General features: G+C 55.4%; 12 protein-coding genes and 1 tRNA gene. All 13 read left to right on the top strand.

The genetic code is table 11. The features are described from left to right. Positions 1–74 precede the first annotated feature (74 nt). Positions 75–150 (top strand) — tRNA-Trp (locus tag A8O26_RS29075). A 45-nt stretch (positions 151–195) separates the two neighbouring features. Beyond that, complete coding sequence (gene secE / locus A8O26_RS29070) at positions 196–564, top strand: preprotein translocase subunit SecE (protein WP_007916493.1); 369 nt, start codon at positions 196–198, stop codon at positions 562–564. A 9-nt stretch (positions 565–573) separates the two neighbouring features. Then, entirely contained in the window at positions 574–1,107 is a 534-nt protein-coding gene (gene nusG, locus A8O26_RS29065; protein ID WP_007916492.1) for a transcription termination/antitermination protein NusG, read from the top strand. Positions 1,108–1,224: 117 nt separating this feature from the next. Then, entirely contained in the window at positions 1,225–1,656 is a 432-nt protein-coding gene (gene rplK, locus A8O26_RS29060) for a 50S ribosomal protein L11 (RefSeq protein WP_003228756.1), read from the top strand. Continuing rightward, positions 1,656–2,351, top strand: a complete 696-nt coding sequence (gene rplA, locus A8O26_RS29055; protein WP_007916481.1) for a 50S ribosomal protein L1 — start codon at positions 1,656–1,658, stop codon at positions 2,349–2,351. Before rplK ends, rplA begins: the two co-directional genes overlap by 1 nt. 198 nt (positions 2,352–2,549) lie before the next feature. Further along, a complete protein-coding gene (gene rplJ, locus A8O26_RS29050; protein WP_007916479.1) occupies positions 2,550–3,050 on the top strand; it encodes a 50S ribosomal protein L10 in 501 nt (166 codons plus the stop codon). A 78-nt stretch (positions 3,051–3,128) separates the two neighbouring features. After that, positions 3,129–3,494: a 50S ribosomal protein L7/L12 gene (gene rplL / locus A8O26_RS29045; protein ID WP_053124318.1), complete on the top strand. Its 366-nt coding sequence runs from the start codon at positions 3,129–3,131 to the stop codon at positions 3,492–3,494. Positions 3,495–3,715: 221 nt separating this feature from the next. Beyond that, entirely contained in the window at positions 3,716–7,789 is a 4,074-nt protein-coding gene (gene rpoB / locus A8O26_RS29040) for a DNA-directed RNA polymerase subunit beta (protein ID WP_064121019.1), read from the top strand. Between the two features lie 64 nt (positions 7,790–7,853). After that, complete coding sequence (gene rpoC, locus A8O26_RS29035; protein WP_016984189.1) at positions 7,854–12,053, top strand: DNA-directed RNA polymerase subunit beta'; 4,200 nt, start codon at positions 7,854–7,856, stop codon at positions 12,051–12,053. A 216-nt stretch (positions 12,054–12,269) separates the two neighbouring features. Further along, on the top strand, positions 12,270–12,641 hold the full coding sequence (gene rpsL, locus A8O26_RS29030; RefSeq protein WP_003186084.1) for a 30S ribosomal protein S12: 372 nt from the start codon (positions 12,270–12,272) through the stop codon (positions 12,639–12,641). Positions 12,642–12,748: 107 nt separating this feature from the next. Then, a complete protein-coding gene (gene rpsG, locus A8O26_RS29025) occupies positions 12,749–13,222 on the top strand; it encodes a 30S ribosomal protein S7 (RefSeq protein ID WP_007916467.1) in 474 nt (157 codons plus the stop codon). A gap of 30 nt (positions 13,223–13,252) precedes the next feature. Beyond that, complete coding sequence (gene fusA, locus A8O26_RS29020) at positions 13,253–15,358, top strand: elongation factor G (RefSeq protein WP_064121018.1); 2,106 nt, start codon at positions 13,253–13,255, stop codon at positions 15,356–15,358. A 31-nt stretch (positions 15,359–15,389) separates the two neighbouring features. Continuing rightward, a partial coding sequence (locus A8O26_RS29015; protein ID WP_253757077.1) for a GTP-binding protein occupies positions 15,390–15,578 on the top strand: 189 nt, incomplete at its 3' end.

The following is a 15,578-nucleotide window of genomic DNA, read 5'->3' as shown; positions in this document are numbered from 1 at the left end:
GTAGCCAAAATCATCGAGTAAGTGGTTGTAATGTATTTTTCGGGCCGGCATAATGGTCGGCCTGATTTTGTTTTAGGTCAGTAGCTCAATTGGCAGAGCGACGGTCTCCAAAACCGTAGGTTGGGGGTTCGATTCCCTCCTGACCTGCCAGATTCACTCGGTGTGTCTGGCTTTCTTTTCACAGGATCTTCATAGATGACTCCTAAAGCTGAAGCTCAAGGCTCTCGCTTCGATCTGCTCAAGTGGCTTGTAGTTGTCGCTTTGGTGGTTGTTGGCGTTGTTGGCAATCAGTATTACTCTGCTTCGCCGATCCTGTACCGTGTACTCGCTTTGCTTGTCATCGCTGCTGTAGCTGCCTTTGTAGGCCTGCAGACTGCGAAGGGCAAGTCTTTCTTTGTACTGGTTAAGGAAGCTCGCACCGAGATTCGTAAAGTCGTGTGGCCAACTCGCCAAGAAACCACGCAGACCACCCTTATTGTGGTGGCTGTTGTTCTGGTTATGGCGTTGCTGTTGTGGGGGCTTGATTCCCTGCTCGGCTGGCTTGTTTCCTTGATTGTCGGCTAAGGGTGTCCCGTGGCTAAGCGTTGGTATGTTGTGCATGCTTACTCGGGTTACGAGAAGCATGTGATGCGCTCGCTGGTCGAGCGCGTAAAGCTGGCTGGCATGGAAGATGGCTTCGGCGAGATTCTGGTTCCCACTGAAGAAGTGGTTGAAATGCGTAACGGCCAGAAGCGCAAAAGCGAGCGAAAATTCTTTCCAGGCTATGTGCTGGTTCAGATGGATATGAATGAGGGTACTTGGCACTTGGTCAAGGATACTCCTCGGGTGATGGGTTTTATTGGCGGTACTGCTGATAAGCCTGCGCCAATCACCGATAAAGAGGCAGAAGCGATTCTGCGTCGTGTTGCTGATGGTAGCGACAAGCCGAAGCCGAAGACCCTCTTCGAGCCAGGTGAAACGGTGCGAGTCAACGACGGTCCATTCGCTGATTTCAATGGCGTTGTTGAAGAAGTTAACTACGAAAAGAGCCGGATCCAAGTGGCAGTGCTCATTTTCGGTCGCTCTACCCCGGTAGAGTTGGAGTTCAGTCAGGTCGAAAAGGTCTAGCTGAACAAGCATCCCAACCCCGCAGCCCTAGGCTGTGGGGTTTTGTCGTCACTGGGATAAACGCGCAAGTAACCGGGGAGCCTTTCGAGGCGTTCGAACCCGTAATTGGAGTGCCTCATGGCCAAGAAGATTACCGCTTACATCAAGCTGCAAGTGAAGGCCGCTCAGGCTAACCCAAGTCCACCTGTTGGTCCTGCTCTGGGTCAGCACGGCGTGAACATCATGGAATTCTGCAAGGCTTTCAACGCCCGTACTCAGGGTCTGGAAGCTGGTCTGCCGACTCCAGTGATCATCACTGTCTACAGCGACCGTAGCTTCACTTTCGAAACAAAGTCCACCCCTGCTTCGGTTCTGCTGAAGAAAGCGGCCGGTCTGACCAGCGGTTCCGCTCGTCCGAATACCGTTAAGGTTGGCACCGTTACCCGTGCTCAGCTGGAAGAAATCGCGAAAACCAAAAACGCGGATCTGACTGCAGCTGATATGGATGCAGCCGTGCGTACTATCGCCGGTTCTGCTCGTAGCATGGGCCTTAACGTGGAGGGTGTGTAATGGCTAAGCTGACCAAGCGTCAAAAGGCTATCGCCGGCAAAATCGAAGCAGGCAAGGCCTACAACATTGTAGACGCCGCTGCTCTGCTGGCTGAGCTGTCGACTGTCAAGTTCAGCGAGTCGTTCGACGTTGCTGTAAACCTGGGCGTAGACCCGCGTAAATCTGACCAGGTTGTTCGTAGCGCTACTGTGCTGCCACACGGCACTGGCAAGACCGTTCGCGTTGCTGTGTTCACCCAGGGTCCAGCTGCTGAGGCCGCTCTGGCTGCCGGCGCTGACCGTGTAGGTATGGACGACCTGGCTGCCGAAATGAAAGGCGGCGACCTGAACTATGACGTAGTGATCGCATCCCCGGATGCAATGCGCGTTGTAGGTCAGTTGGGTCAGATCCTCGGCCCTCGTGGTCTGATGCCTAACCCGAAAGTCGGCACCGTAACTCCAGACGTAGCTACCGCGGTCAAAAACGCCAAGGCTGGTCAGGTTCGTTATCGCACCGACAAAAACGGCATCATCCACACTTCCGTTGGCAAGATGGGCTTCGACGCCGTCAAGCTGAAGGAAAACGTTGAAGCCCTGATCGCTGATCTGAAGCGTATCAAGCCAGCTTCCTCGAAAGGCATTTACGTTAAGCGCGTTACCCTGAGCACCACTATGGGCCCGGGTCTGGTCATCGACCAGAGCTCGCTGGACGCGTAAGACAAAGGTTGGCGCGATGGTTCGCGCCAATTGAAAGATTGGGGTCCCTGCCTGGCGGGGGCTATCCAAGACCGTAGGCGACGCAAGTCTTAAACCATAAGCCTACGCAGATGGTGCTCCCGGTTCCTTACCGAATCAGACACCAAAACGACATTCGGTTCCGATCGAATGAAACGGTAACAAGCAGGAGTTAAACCCGTGGCAATTAATCTCGAAGACAAGAAGGCCATCGTCGCTGAAGTCAACGAGGCTGCCAAAGTCGCTCTGTCCGCTGTCGTGGTTGATGCACGTGGCGTAACAGTAGGCGCAATGACCGGACTCCGTAAAGAGGCTCGTGAAGCTGGCGTTTACGTACGTGTTGTACGTAACACCCTGCTCAAGCGCGCTGTTGCTGACACTGAATACAGTGTTCTCAACGACGTGTTCACCGGCCCGACCTTGATCGCATTCTCCAACGAACACCCGGGCGCTGCTGCTCGTCTGTTCAAAGAGTTCGCTAAAGGTCAGGACAAGTTCGAGATCAAGGCAGCTGCGTTCGAGGGCAAGTTCCTCGCAGCCAATCAGATCGACGTTCTGGCAAGCCTGCCGACCCGTGACGAAGCAATTTCCCAGCTGATGAGCGTGATTCAAGGCGCTACCAGCAAATTGGCTCGTACTCTGGCGGCACTTCGCGACCAGAAAGAAGCTGCTGCAGCCTAAGGCTGAGCGTTTCCTCTCTCGCGTATTTTTGTTTATTTCGATGGCCTCCAGGCTATCCCCCAATTCAGGAAATAAGTCATGTCTCTGACTAACGAACAAATCATCGACGCAATCGGCGAAAAATCGGTTCTGGAAATCGTTGAACTGATCAAGGCAATGGAAGAGAAGTTCGGCGTATCCGCTGCCGCTGCTTCTGCTGGTCCAGCTGCTGCTGCCGCTGTTGTTGAAGAGCAAACCGAGTTCAACGTAATCCTGAAAGGCGCTGGCGAGAAGAAAGTCAACGTGATCAAGGCTGTACGTGAACTGACCGGTCTGGGTCTGAAAGAAGCCAAGGAGAAGGTTGACACCGCTCCTCAGGTTATCGCTGAAGGCGTTTCGAAAGAAGCTGCTGAAGACGCGAAGAAGAAGCTGGAAGAAGCAGGCGCTGAAGTCGAAGTTAAGTAACTTTCGACTTTGCACCTCCAGCCCGAGCGTCAAGCGACAGGCTGATGGCTGGTGGCTCTTGCCACCGGCCTTTTTCCGTTATTGGCAGCCGACTGGGTCGGTGCTGATAAAGGCGCTGTAACCACCCGATGCGGTGGCGCAAACCATGGGGTTTGCACGATTTTCTGGCTGCTCCCGTCGGGAGGGGCCAAACAAGCAGGTGACCAAGCTGGGGAACGCTGATGGCTTACTCATATACTGAGAAAAAACGTATCCGCAAGGACTTTAGCAAGTTGCCGGACGTCATGGATGTGCCTTACCTCCTGGCCATCCAGCTGGATTCGTATCGTGAATTCTTGCAAGCGGGAGCGACTAAAGATCAGTTCCGCGACGTGGGCCTGCATGCGGCCTTCAAATCCGTTTTCCCGATCATCAGCTACTCCGGCAATGCTGCGCTGGAGTACGTCGGTTATCGCCTGGGCGAACCGGCATTTGATGTCAAAGAATGCGTATTGCGCGGTGTAACTTTCGCCGTACCTTTGCGGGTAAAAGTGCGCCTGATCATTTTCGACAAAGAGTCGTCGAACAAAGCGATCAAGGACATCAAAGAGCAAGAAGTCTACATGGGTGAAATCCCCCTGATGACTGAGAACGGTACATTCGTAATCAACGGTACCGAGCGTGTAATCGTTTCCCAGCTGCACCGTTCCCCGGGCGTGTTCTTCGACCACGACCGCGGCAAGACGCATAGCTCCGGCAAACTGCTGTACTCCGCACGCATCATTCCTTACCGCGGTTCGTGGTTGGACTTCGAGTTCGACCCGAAAGACTGCGTGTTCGTGCGTATCGACCGTCGTCGCAAGCTGCCGGCATCGGTACTGCTGCGTGCGCTCGGCTATACCACTGAAGAAGTGCTGGACGCTTTCTACACCACCAACGTTTTCAAACTGAGCGGCGAAACCCTCAGCCTGGAACTGATTGCTTCGCGTCTGCGTGGTGAAATTGCGGTTCTGGACATTCAGGACGAGAAGGGCAAGGTCATTGTTGAAGCGGGCCGCCGTATTACTGCGCGCCACATCAACCAGATCGAAAAAGCTGGTATCAAGACCCTGGAAGTGCCTTTGGACTACGTCCTCGGTCGCACTACCGCCAAGGTCATCGTGCACCCGGCTACCGGCGAAATCCTGGCAGAGTGCAACACCGAGCTGAACACCGAAGTCCTGGCAAAAATTGCCAAGGCCGGCGTTGTTCGCATCGAAACTCTGTACACCAACGATATCGACTGCGGTCCGTTCGTCTCCGACACGCTGAAGATCGACTCCACCAGCAACCAATTGGAAGCGCTGGTCGAGATCTATCGCATGATGCGTCCAGGCGAGCCGCCAACCAAAGACGCTGCCGAAACCCTGTTCAACAACCTGTTCTTCAGTCCTGAGCGCTATGACCTGTCTGCGGTCGGCCGGATGAAGTTCAACCGTCGTATCGGTCGTACCGAGATCGAAGGTTCGGGCGTGCTGTGCAAGGAAGACATCGTCGCGGTACTGAAGACTCTGGTCGACATCCGTAACGGTAAAGGCATCGTCGATGACATCGACCACCTGGGTAACCGTCGTGTTCGCTGCGTAGGCGAAATGGCCGAGAACCAGTTCCGCGTTGGCCTGGTACGTGTTGAGCGTGCGGTCAAAGAGCGTCTGTCGATGGCTGAAAGCGAAGGCCTGATGCCGCAAGACCTGATCAACGCCAAGCCAGTGGCTGCAGCGGTGAAAGAGTTCTTCGGTTCCAGCCAGCTCTCGCAGTTCATGGACCAGAACAACCCGTTGTCCGAGATCACCCACAAGCGTCGTGTCTCTGCACTCGGCCCTGGCGGTCTGACTCGTGAACGCGCAGGCTTTGAAGTTCGTGACGTACACCCGACTCACTACGGTCGTGTATGCCCGATTGAAACGCCGGAAGGTCCGAACATTGGTCTGATCAACTCCTTGGCTGCGTACGCTCGCACCAATCAGTACGGCTTCCTGGAAAGCCCGTACCGCGTGGTGAAAGAGGGTGTGGTCACCGACGAGATCGTGTTCCTGTCCGCTATTGAAGAAGCCGATCACGTGATCGCGCAGGCTTCGGCGACCATGAACGACCAGAAAGTCCTGATCGACGAACTGGTAGCCGTACGTCACCTGAACGAATTCACCGTCAAGGCGCCTGAAGAAGTCACCTTGATGGACGTTTCGCCGAAGCAGGTAGTTTCGGTTGCAGCGTCGCTGATTCCGTTCCTCGAGCACGACGACGCCAACCGTGCGTTGATGGGTTCGAACATGCAGCGTCAAGCTGTACCAACCCTGCGCGCTGACAAGCCGCTGGTAGGTACCGGCATGGAGCGTAACGTAGCTCGTGACTCCGGCGTTTGCGTCGTGGCTCGTCGTGGCGGCGTGATCGACTCGGTTGATGCCAGCCGTATCGTGGTTCGTGTTGCTGATGACGAAGTTGAAACCGGCGAAGCCGGTGTCGACATCTACAACCTGACCAAATACACCCGCTCGAACCAGAACACCTGCATCAACCAGCGTCCGCTGGTGAGCAAGGGTGATCGCGTTCAGCGTAGCGACATCATGGCCGACGGCCCGTCCACCGACATGGGTGAACTGGCGCTGGGTCAGAACATGCGCATCGCGTTCATGGCATGGAACGGCTTCAACTTCGAAGACTCCATCTGCCTGTCCGAGCGTGTGGTTCAGGAAGACCGTTTCACCACGATCCACATTCAGGAACTGACCTGTGTGGCCCGTGACACCAAGCTTGGCCCGGAGGAAATCACTGCAGACATCCCGAACGTGGGTGAAGCTGCACTGAACAAGCTGGACGAAGCCGGTATCGTTTACGTAGGTGCTGAAGTTGGCGCAGGCGACATCCTGGTAGGTAAGGTCACTCCGAAAGGCGAGACCCAACTGACTCCGGAAGAAAAACTGCTGCGTGCAATCTTCGGTGAAAAAGCCAGCGACGTTAAAGACACCTCCCTGCGTGTACCTACCGGTACCAAAGGTACTGTCATCGACGTTCAGGTCTTCACCCGCGACGGCGTTGAGCGTGATGCTCGTGCACTGTCGATCGAGAAGTCCCAGCTGGACGAGATCCGCAAGGATCTGAACGAAGAGTTCCGTATCGTTGAAGGCGCGACTTTCGAACGTCTGCGCTCCGCTCTGGTAGGCCACAAGGCTGAAGGCGGCGCTGGTCTGAAGAAAGGTCAGGACATCACCGACGAAGTTCTCGACGGTCTTGAGCATGGTCAGTGGTTCAAACTGCGCATGGCTGAAGATGCTCTGAACGAGCAGCTCGAGAAGGCTCAGGCCTACATCGTTGATCGCCGCCGTCTGCTGGACGACAAGTTCGAAGACAAGAAGCGCAAACTGCAGCAGGGCGATGACCTGGCTCCAGGCGTGCTGAAAATCGTCAAGGTTTACCTGGCAATCCGTCGTCGCATCCAGCCGGGCGACAAGATGGCCGGTCGTCACGGTAACAAAGGTGTGGTCTCCGTGATCATGCCGGTTGAAGACATGCCGCACGATGCCAATGGCACCCCGGTCGACGTCGTCCTCAACCCGCTGGGCGTACCTTCGCGTATGAACGTTGGTCAGATCCTTGAAACCCACCTGGGCCTCGCGGCCAAAGGTTTGGGCGAGAAGATCAACCGGATGGTCGAAGAGCAGCGTAAAGTCGCTGAACTGCGCACCTTCCTGGACGAGATCTACAACCAGATCGGCGGTCGTAACGAAGATCTGGACAGCTTCTCCGATCAGGAAATCCTGGATCTGGCGAAGAACCTGCGTGGCGGTGTTCCAATGGCCACTCCAGTGTTCGACGGCGCCAAGGAAAGCGAAATCAAGGCCATGCTGAAACTGGCAGACCTGCCGGAAAGCGGCCAGATGCAGCTGACTGACGGCCGTACCGGCAACAAGTTCGAGCGTCCAGTTACCGTTGGCTACATGTACATGCTGAAGCTGAACCACTTGGTAGACGACAAGATGCACGCGCGTTCTACCGGTTCGTACAGCCTGGTTACCCAGCAGCCGCTGGGTGGTAAGGCGCAGTTCGGTGGTCAGCGTTTCGGGGAGATGGAGGTCTGGGCACTGGAGGCATACGGTGCTGCTTACACTCTGCAAGAAATGCTCACAGTGAAGTCGGACGATGTGAACGGCCGTACCAAGATGTACAAAAACATCGTGGATGGCGATCACCGTATGGAGCCGGGCATGCCCGAGTCCTTCAACGTGTTGATCAAGGAAATTCGTTCCCTCGGCATCGATATCGATCTGGAAACCGAATAACACGTGACGCGAATCGAGAGCGGGGCAGGATTGCCCGCTCTCTGCTCCGCCAGGAGGAAAGGCCTTGAAAGACCTACTGAATTTGCTGAAAAACCAGGGTCAAGTCGAAGAGTTCGACGCCATCCGTATCGGATTGGCCTCGCCTGAGATGATCCGCTCATGGTCGTTCGGTGAAGTTAAAAAGCCGGAAACCATCAACTACCGTACGTTCAAACCTGAGCGTGACGGTCTGTTCTGCGCCAAGATCTTTGGCCCGGTAAAGGATTACGAGTGCCTGTGCGGTAAGTACAAGCGCTTGAAGCACCGTGGTGTGATCTGCGAGAAGTGCGGCGTTGAAGTTGCACTGGCCAAGGTTCGTCGTGAGCGCATGGCGCACATCGAACTGGCTTCGCCGGTTGCCCACATCTGGTTCCTGAAATCGCTGCCGTCCCGTATCGGCTTGCTGATGGACATGACCCTGCGTGATATCGAACGCGTTCTCTACTTCGAGAGCTATGTCGTTATCGATCCAGGCATGACCACCCTTGAAAAAGGTCAGCTGCTGAACGACGAGCAGTATTTCGAAGCGCTGGAAGAGTTCGGTGATGACTTCGACGCCCGTATGGGTGCTGAAGCTGTCCGTGAACTGCTGCACGCTATCGACCTGGAACACGAGATTGGCCGTCTGCGTGAAGAAATTCCGCAAACCAACTCCGAAACCAAGATCAAGAAGCTGTCCAAGCGTCTGAAGTTGATGGAAGCCTTCCAGGGTTCCGGCAACCTGCCAGAGTGGATGGTGCTGACCGTTCTGCCGGTTCTGCCGCCAGATCTGCGTCCACTGGTCCCACTGGATGGCGGTCGTTTCGCGACTTCCGACCTCAACGATCTGTATCGTCGAGTGATCAACCGTAACAACCGTTTGAAGCGCCTGCTGGATCTGTCCGCTCCGGACATCATCGTGCGCAACGAAAAGCGTATGTTGCAGGAAGCTGTCGATGCTCTGCTCGACAACGGTCGTCGTGGCCGCGCTATCACCGGTTCCAACAAGCGTCCTCTGAAATCCCTGGCTGACATGATCAAGGGTAAGCAAGGTCGTTTCCGTCAGAACTTGCTCGGTAAGCGTGTTGACTACTCCGGTCGTTCGGTAATTACCGTAGGCCCGACCCTGCGTCTGCACCAGTGCGGTCTGCCGAAGAAGATGGCTCTCGAGTTGTTCAAACCGTTCATTTTCGGCAAGCTGGAAATGCGTGGTCTCGCGACCACCATCAAAGCGGCCAAGAAAATGGTCGAACGCGAACTGCCAGAGGTTTGGGACGTTCTCGCTGAAGTGATTCGCGAACACCCGGTTCTTCTCAACCGTGCACCGACCCTTCACCGTCTGGGTATCCAGGCGTTTGAACCGGTACTGATCGAAGGTAAGGCTATCCAGCTGCACCCGCTGGTCTGCGCCGCGTACAACGCCGACTTCGACGGCGACCAAATGGCCGTGCACGTACCGCTGACACTGGAAGCCCAGTTGGAAGCGCGCGCGTTGATGATGTCGACCAACAACATTCTGTCGCCAGCCAACGGTGAGCCAATCATCGTTCCGTCGCAGGACGTTGTATTGGGTCTGTACTACATGACTCGTGAAGCGATCAACGCCAAAGGCGAAGGTCGTGTGTTCGCGGATCTGCAGGAAGTTGACCGTGTGTTCCGTGCCGGCGAAGCCGCACTGCACGCCAAGGTTAAGGTTCGTATCAACGAAACCGTCAACGACCGTGACGGCAACAGCGTGAGCGGTACCCGTATCGTCGACACCACTGTCGGCCGTGCGCTGCTGTTCCAGGTTGTGCCAAAAGGTCTGTCGTACGACGTCGTCAACCTGCCGATGAAGAAAAAGGCGATCTCCAAGCTGATCAACCAGTGCTACCGCGTGGTTGGTTTGAAAGAGACCGTTATCTTCGCTGACCAGTTGATGTACACCGGTTTCGCTTACTCGACCATCTCCGGCGTTTCCATCGGTGTTAACGACTTCGTTATCCCGGACGAGAAAGCCCGCATCATCGGTGCAGCCACCGACGAAGTGAAAGAGATCGAGAGCCAGTACGCCTCCGGCCTGGTAACCCAGGGCGAGAAGTACAACAAAGTGATCGACCTTTGGTCGAAAGCGAACGACGAAGTTTCCAAGGCAATGATGGCCAACCTCTCGAAAGAGAAGGTTATCGACCGTCATGGCGTTGAAGTCGATCAAGAGTCTTTCAACTCGATGTACATGATGGCCGACTCGGGTGCGCGGGGTTCCGCAGCACAGATTCGTCAGCTGGCCGGTATGCGTGGTCTGATGGCCAAGCCGGACGGTTCCATCATTGAAACGCCGATTACTGCGAACTTCCGTGAAGGTTTGAGCGTACTTCAGTACTTCATCTCGACTCACGGTGCTCGTAAAGGTCTGGCGGATACCGCGTTGAAAACTGCGAACTCCGGTTACCTGACTCGTCGTCTGGTAGACGTGGCGCAGGATCTGGTTGTAACCGAGATCGATTGCGGCACCGAACACGGTCTGCTGATGACTCCGCACATTGAAGGCGGTGACGTTGTAGAGCCGTTGGGTGAGCGCGTATTGGGTCGTGTTATTGCCCGTGACGTATTCAAGCCAGGTACCGAAGACGTCATCGTTCCTGCCGGCACTCTGGTCGACGAGAAGTGGGTTGAATTCATCGAGCTGAACAGCATCGACGAAGTGATCGTGCGTTCGCCGATCAGCTGCGAAACCCGCTATGGCATTTGCGCCAAGTGCTACGGCCGTGACTTGGCTCGTGGTCACCAGGTGAACATCGGTGAAGCGGTCGGCGTTATCGCTGCCCAGTCCATCGGTGAGCCGGGTACCCAGCTGACGATGCGTACGTTCCACATCGGTGGTGCGGCAAGCCGGACTTCCGCTGCGGACAGCGTCCAGGTGAAGAATGGTGGTACCGTCCGTCTGCACAACTTGAAGCACGTTGAGCGAGTGGATGGTCATCTGGTTGCTGTGTCCCGTTCCGGTGAGCTGGCCATTGCTGATGACTTCGGTCGTGAGCGTGAGCGTTACAAGCTGCCGTACGGTGCTGTAATTTCGGTTAAAGAAGGTGACAAGGTCGACGCTGGCGCAATCGTAGCCAAGTGGGATCCGCACACTCACCCAATCGTTACCGAAATGAAAGGTACCGTGACCTACGTGGGCATGGAAGAAGGCATCACGATCAAGCGTCAGACTGACGAATTGACCGGTATGACCAACATTGAAGTACTCGACGCGAAAGATCGTCCAGCTGCGGGCAAAGAAATCCGCCCAGCAGTGAAGATGGTCGACGACAACGGCAAGGATCTGTTGCTGCCGGGCACTGACGTTATCGCTCAGTACTTCCTGCCAGCCAACGCCCTGGTCGGTGTAGCGGACGGTGCGAAGATTGCGATCGGTGACGTTATCGCTCGTATCCCGCAAGAAACTTCGAAGACCCGTGACATCACCGGTGGTCTGCCGCGTGTTGCCGACTTGTTCGAAGCTCGTCGTCCGAAAGAAGCGTCGATTCTGGCTGAAGTCAGCGGCACCATCGCGTTCGGTAAAGAGACCAAAGGCAAGCGCCGTCTGGTTATCACCCCGAACGACGGTAGCGATCCGTACGAAGAGCTGATTCCGAAGTGGCGTCACCTGAACGTGTTCGAAGGCGAACAGGTAAACCGCGGCGAAGTTATCTCCGACGGCCCAAGCGATCCGCACGACATCCTGCGTCTGCTGGGTGTAAGCGCGCTGGCCAAGTACATCGTGAACGAGATCCAGGACGTTTACCGTCTGCAAGGCGTGAAGATCAACGACAAGCACATCGAGACCATCCTGCGTCAGATGCTGCGTAAAGTTGAAATCGCTGAATCCGGCGATTCCAGTTTCATCAAGGGCGACCAGATGGAATTGACTCACGTACTGGTAGAGAACGAGCGTCTGGGCGGCGAAGACAAGTTCGTCTCCAAATACACTCGCGTTCTGCTGGGTATCACCAAGGCGTCGTTGTCCACCGAATCGTTCATCTCGGCGGCTTCCTTCCAGGAAACCACCCGCGTACTGACCGAAGCGGCAGTCACCGGCAAGCGCGATTACCTGCGCGGCCTGAAAGAAAACGTAGTCGTGGGTCGTCTGATCCCGGCGGGTACCGGCCTGGCATATCACAGCGAGCGCAAGCGTCGTCGTGAAGCAGACAAGCCGTTGCGCGTGAGCGCCAGTGAAGTGGAAGCTGCACTGACCGAAGCGCTGAACTCGAGCGGTAACTGAGTTCTGCGATAAATGAGCGTAAGGCCCTGATCGCTCCGTTCATCGAATCGAGACATTTTGTCGAGGTTCGAGGGGCGGGGAGGTCGGGGCCTTGCCTTGACTGGGGACAAGATCCTCTTTAGACTCTTGATCCCCTAAATTTGGCGGGAATTCGTTCCTGCCATTTTGCTTTTCTTGCAAGACAATAGCGTCGCAAGACAACAGTGGAGCTAGTAGATGGCAACTATCAACCAGCTGGTACGTCAGCCGCGTAAGCGTATCGTCGAGAAATCCGACGTACCTGCGCTGCAGAACTGCCCGCAACGTCGTGGCGTGTGCACCCGTGTGTACACCACTACGCCGAAAAAACCTAACTCGGCACTGCGTAAAGTATGCCGTGTGCGCCTGACCAACGGTTTCGAGGTTTCCTCGTACATCGGTGGTGAAGGTCACAACCTGCAAGAGCACAGCGTGGTACTGATCCGCGGCGGTCGTGTAAAAGACTTGCCAGGTGTTCGTTATCACACCGTTCGCGGCTCCTTGGATACTTCCGGCGTTAAAGGTCGTAACCAGGGTCGTTCGAAGTACGGTACCAAGCGTCCGAAGTAATCGGCCGTTTTGCAGATTTTCATTTTATTGAGTCGATAAGAGTAAGGTCGGGCACGCATCCATCGGATCTGTCCCGAGCTAACCTGAAGACCGCTTGAGGGCTTATCATGCCAAGACGTCGCGTAGCAGCAAAGCGTGAGATTCTGGACGATCCGAAATACGGAAGCCAGATCCTCGCCAAATTCATGAACCACGTTATGGAAAGCGGCAAGAAAGCCGTTGCCGAGCGTATCGTTTATGGTGCCCTGGAAACCGTTGCGACCCGTAAGGCTGGCACCGATCCCCTGGAACTCTTCGAAAAAGCACTCGACGCCATCGCTCCGCTGGTCGAAGTGAAGTCGCGCCGCGTTGGTGGTGCTACTTACCAGGTTCCGGTCGAGGTTCGTCCTTCCCGTCGTAACGCTCTGGCAATGCGCTGGTTGGTAGACTTCGCCCGTAAGCGTGGCGAGAAGTCTATGGCTCTGCGTTTGGCTGGCGAACTGCTGGATGCTGCTGAAGGTAAAGGTGCTGCTGTTAAGAAGCGTGAAGACGTGCACCGTATGGCTGAAGCTAACAAAGCTTTCTCGCACTACCGCTTCTAATTTTAGCTTCACTAATTTTGCGAGGGCTTTATGGCTCGTACTACTCCGATTAGCCGCTACCGTAACATCGGTATCGTCGCTCACGTGGATGCTGGTAAAACCACCACCACCGAGCGCGTCCTTTTTTACACCGGCAAAAGTCACAAAATGGGCGAGGTGCATGACGGCGCCGCGACCACAGACTGGATGGTTCAGGAGCAGGAGCGTGGTATTACCATTACTTCTGCTGCTATTACCGCCTTCTGGAAAGGTTCCGAGAAGCAGTACAAAGACGAGCATCGCTTCAACGTAATCGATACCCCGGGCCACGTTGACTTCACTATTGAAGTTGAACGCTCCCTGCGCGTACTCGACGGCGCTGTCGTTGTGTTCTGCGGTACTTCGGGTGTTGAGCCTCAGTCGGAAACCGTATGGCGTCAAGCCAACAAATACGGCGTTCCACGTCTTGTTTACGTAAACAAGATGGACCGTGCTGGCGCCAACTTCCTGCGCGTGATCGGTCAGATCAAGCAGCGTCTGGGTCACACTCCGGTGCCAATTCAGTTGGCTATCGGTTCCGAAGACAACTTCCAGGGTCAGATCGATCTGATCAACATGCAAGCTGTCTACTGGAATGACTCTGACAAAGGTATGGTCCCTGTTCGCAAGGACATTCCTGCCGAGCTGCAAGAGCTGGCTGAAGAGTGGCGCAACAACATGGTTGAAGCTGCCGCCGAAGCCAACGAAGAGCTGATGAACAAGTACCTGGAAGGCGAAGAGCTGACGATCGCAGAGATCAAAGCCGCTTTGCGCCAGCGCACTATCGCCGGCGAAATCGTTCTGGCTGTTTGCGGTTCTTCGTTCAAGAACAAGGGTGTTCCCCTGGTTCTCGACGCCGTTATCGACTTCTTGCCTGCGCCAACCGACATTCCTGCAATCAAGGGTACTGACCCTGATAACGAGGAAGTCGAGCTGGAGCGTCATGCAGACGATGCGGAGCCGTTCTCGGCTCTGGCGTTCAAGATCGCTACCGACCCATTCGTGGGTACCTTGACCTTCGTCCGCGTTTACTCGGGCGTGTTGAACTCCGGCGACGGCGTGATCAACTCGGTTAAAGGTAAAAAAGAGCGCGTGGGTCGTATGGTGCAAATGCACGCAAACGCCCGTGAAGAGATCAAGGAAGTACGCGCTGGCGACATCGCGGCCCTGATCGGCATGAAGGACGTCACCACTGGTGAAACCCTCTGCAACGCTGACAAGCCAATCATCCTGGTTCGTATGGACTTCCCGGAGCCGGTTATTTCGGTTGCCGTAGAGCCTAAGACCAAGGATGACCAGGAAAAAATGGGTATCGCTCTGGGCAAACTTGCTCAGGAAGACCCGTCTTTCCGCGTTAAAACTGATGAAGAGACTGGTCAAACGATCATCTCCGGCATGGGCGAGCTGCACCTGGACATCCTGGTTGACCGGATGCGCCGTGAGTTCAACGTCGAAGCCAACATCGGCAAGCCTCAGGTTTCCTATCGTGAGCGCATCACGAAGAACTGCGAAATCGAAGGCAAGTTCGTTCGTCAGTCCGGCGGTCGTGGTCAGTTCGGTCACTGCTGGATCCGTTTTGCTCCTGCTGACGAAGGTCAGGAAGGTCTGCAATTCGTGAACGAAGTAGTAGGTGGTGTGGTTCCTAAGGAATACATCCCGGCTATCCAGAAGGGTATCGAAGAGCAGATGAAGAACGGCGTTGTTGCCGGCTATCCGCTGATCGGCCTGAAGGCTACCGTGTTCGATGGTTCTTACCACGACGTCGACTCCAACGAGATGGCGTTTAAAGTGGCTGCTTCCATGGCGACCAAGCAACTGGCCCAGAAGGGCGGTGGTGAGTTGCTCGAGCCGATCATGGCGGTAGAGGTTGTTACGCCTGAAGACTATATGGGTGATGTGATGGGCGACCTTAACCGTCGTCGCGGCATGATCCAGGGTATGGAAGACACAGTGTCCGGCAAGGTTATCCGTGCCGAGGTTCCACTGGGTGAGATGTTCGGTTATGCGACCGACGTTCGTTCCATGTCCCAGGGTCGCGCAAGCTACTCTATGGAATTCAAAAAATACGATACGGCTCCGTCGCACATCGTCGAATCCGTAACCAAAAAACAAGGCTGATTCAGCCCCTTTAGGCTAGGAGTTAATTGTCGTGGCTAAAGAAAAATTTGATCGTTCCCTACCGCACGTCAACGTTGGCACCATCGGTCACGTTGACCACGGTAAAACCACTCTGACTGCTGCTCTGACTCGCGTTTGCTCCGAAGTTTTCGGTTCCGCAATCGTTGACTTCGACAAGATCGACAGCGCACCGGAAGAGAAAGCTCGCGGTATCACCATC

It is taken from the genome of Pseudomonas fluorescens (assembly GCF_001648775.1).
GTDB classification, from domain to species: Bacteria; Pseudomonadota; Gammaproteobacteria; order Pseudomonadales; family Pseudomonadaceae; genus Aquipseudomonas; species Aquipseudomonas fluorescens_M.
Note: the sequence above shows the minus strand (reverse complement) of the source record. Positions and strands in the feature narration are given on the sequence as shown.

Coding starts and splice junctions, on each gene's coding strand:
- rpsL (WP_003186084.1), top strand. CDS start 12,270: ATGGCAACTATCAACCAGCTGGTACGTCAGCCGCGTAAGCGTATCGTC.
- rplA (WP_007916481.1), top strand. CDS start 1,656: ATGGCTAAGCTGACCAAGCGTCAAAAGGCTATCGCCGGCAAAATCGAA.
- rpoB (WP_064121019.1), top strand. CDS start 3,716: ATGGCTTACTCATATACTGAGAAAAAACGTATCCGCAAGGACTTTAGC.
- fusA (WP_064121018.1), top strand. CDS start 13,253: ATGGCTCGTACTACTCCGATTAGCCGCTACCGTAACATCGGTATCGTC.
- rplL (WP_053124318.1), top strand. CDS start 3,129: ATGTCTCTGACTAACGAACAAATCATCGACGCAATCGGCGAAAAATCG.
- rpsG (WP_007916467.1), top strand. CDS start 12,749: ATGCCAAGACGTCGCGTAGCAGCAAAGCGTGAGATTCTGGACGATCCG.
- secE (WP_007916493.1), top strand. CDS start 196: ATGACTCCTAAAGCTGAAGCTCAAGGCTCTCGCTTCGATCTGCTCAAG.
- rplK (WP_003228756.1), top strand. CDS start 1,225: ATGGCCAAGAAGATTACCGCTTACATCAAGCTGCAAGTGAAGGCCGCT.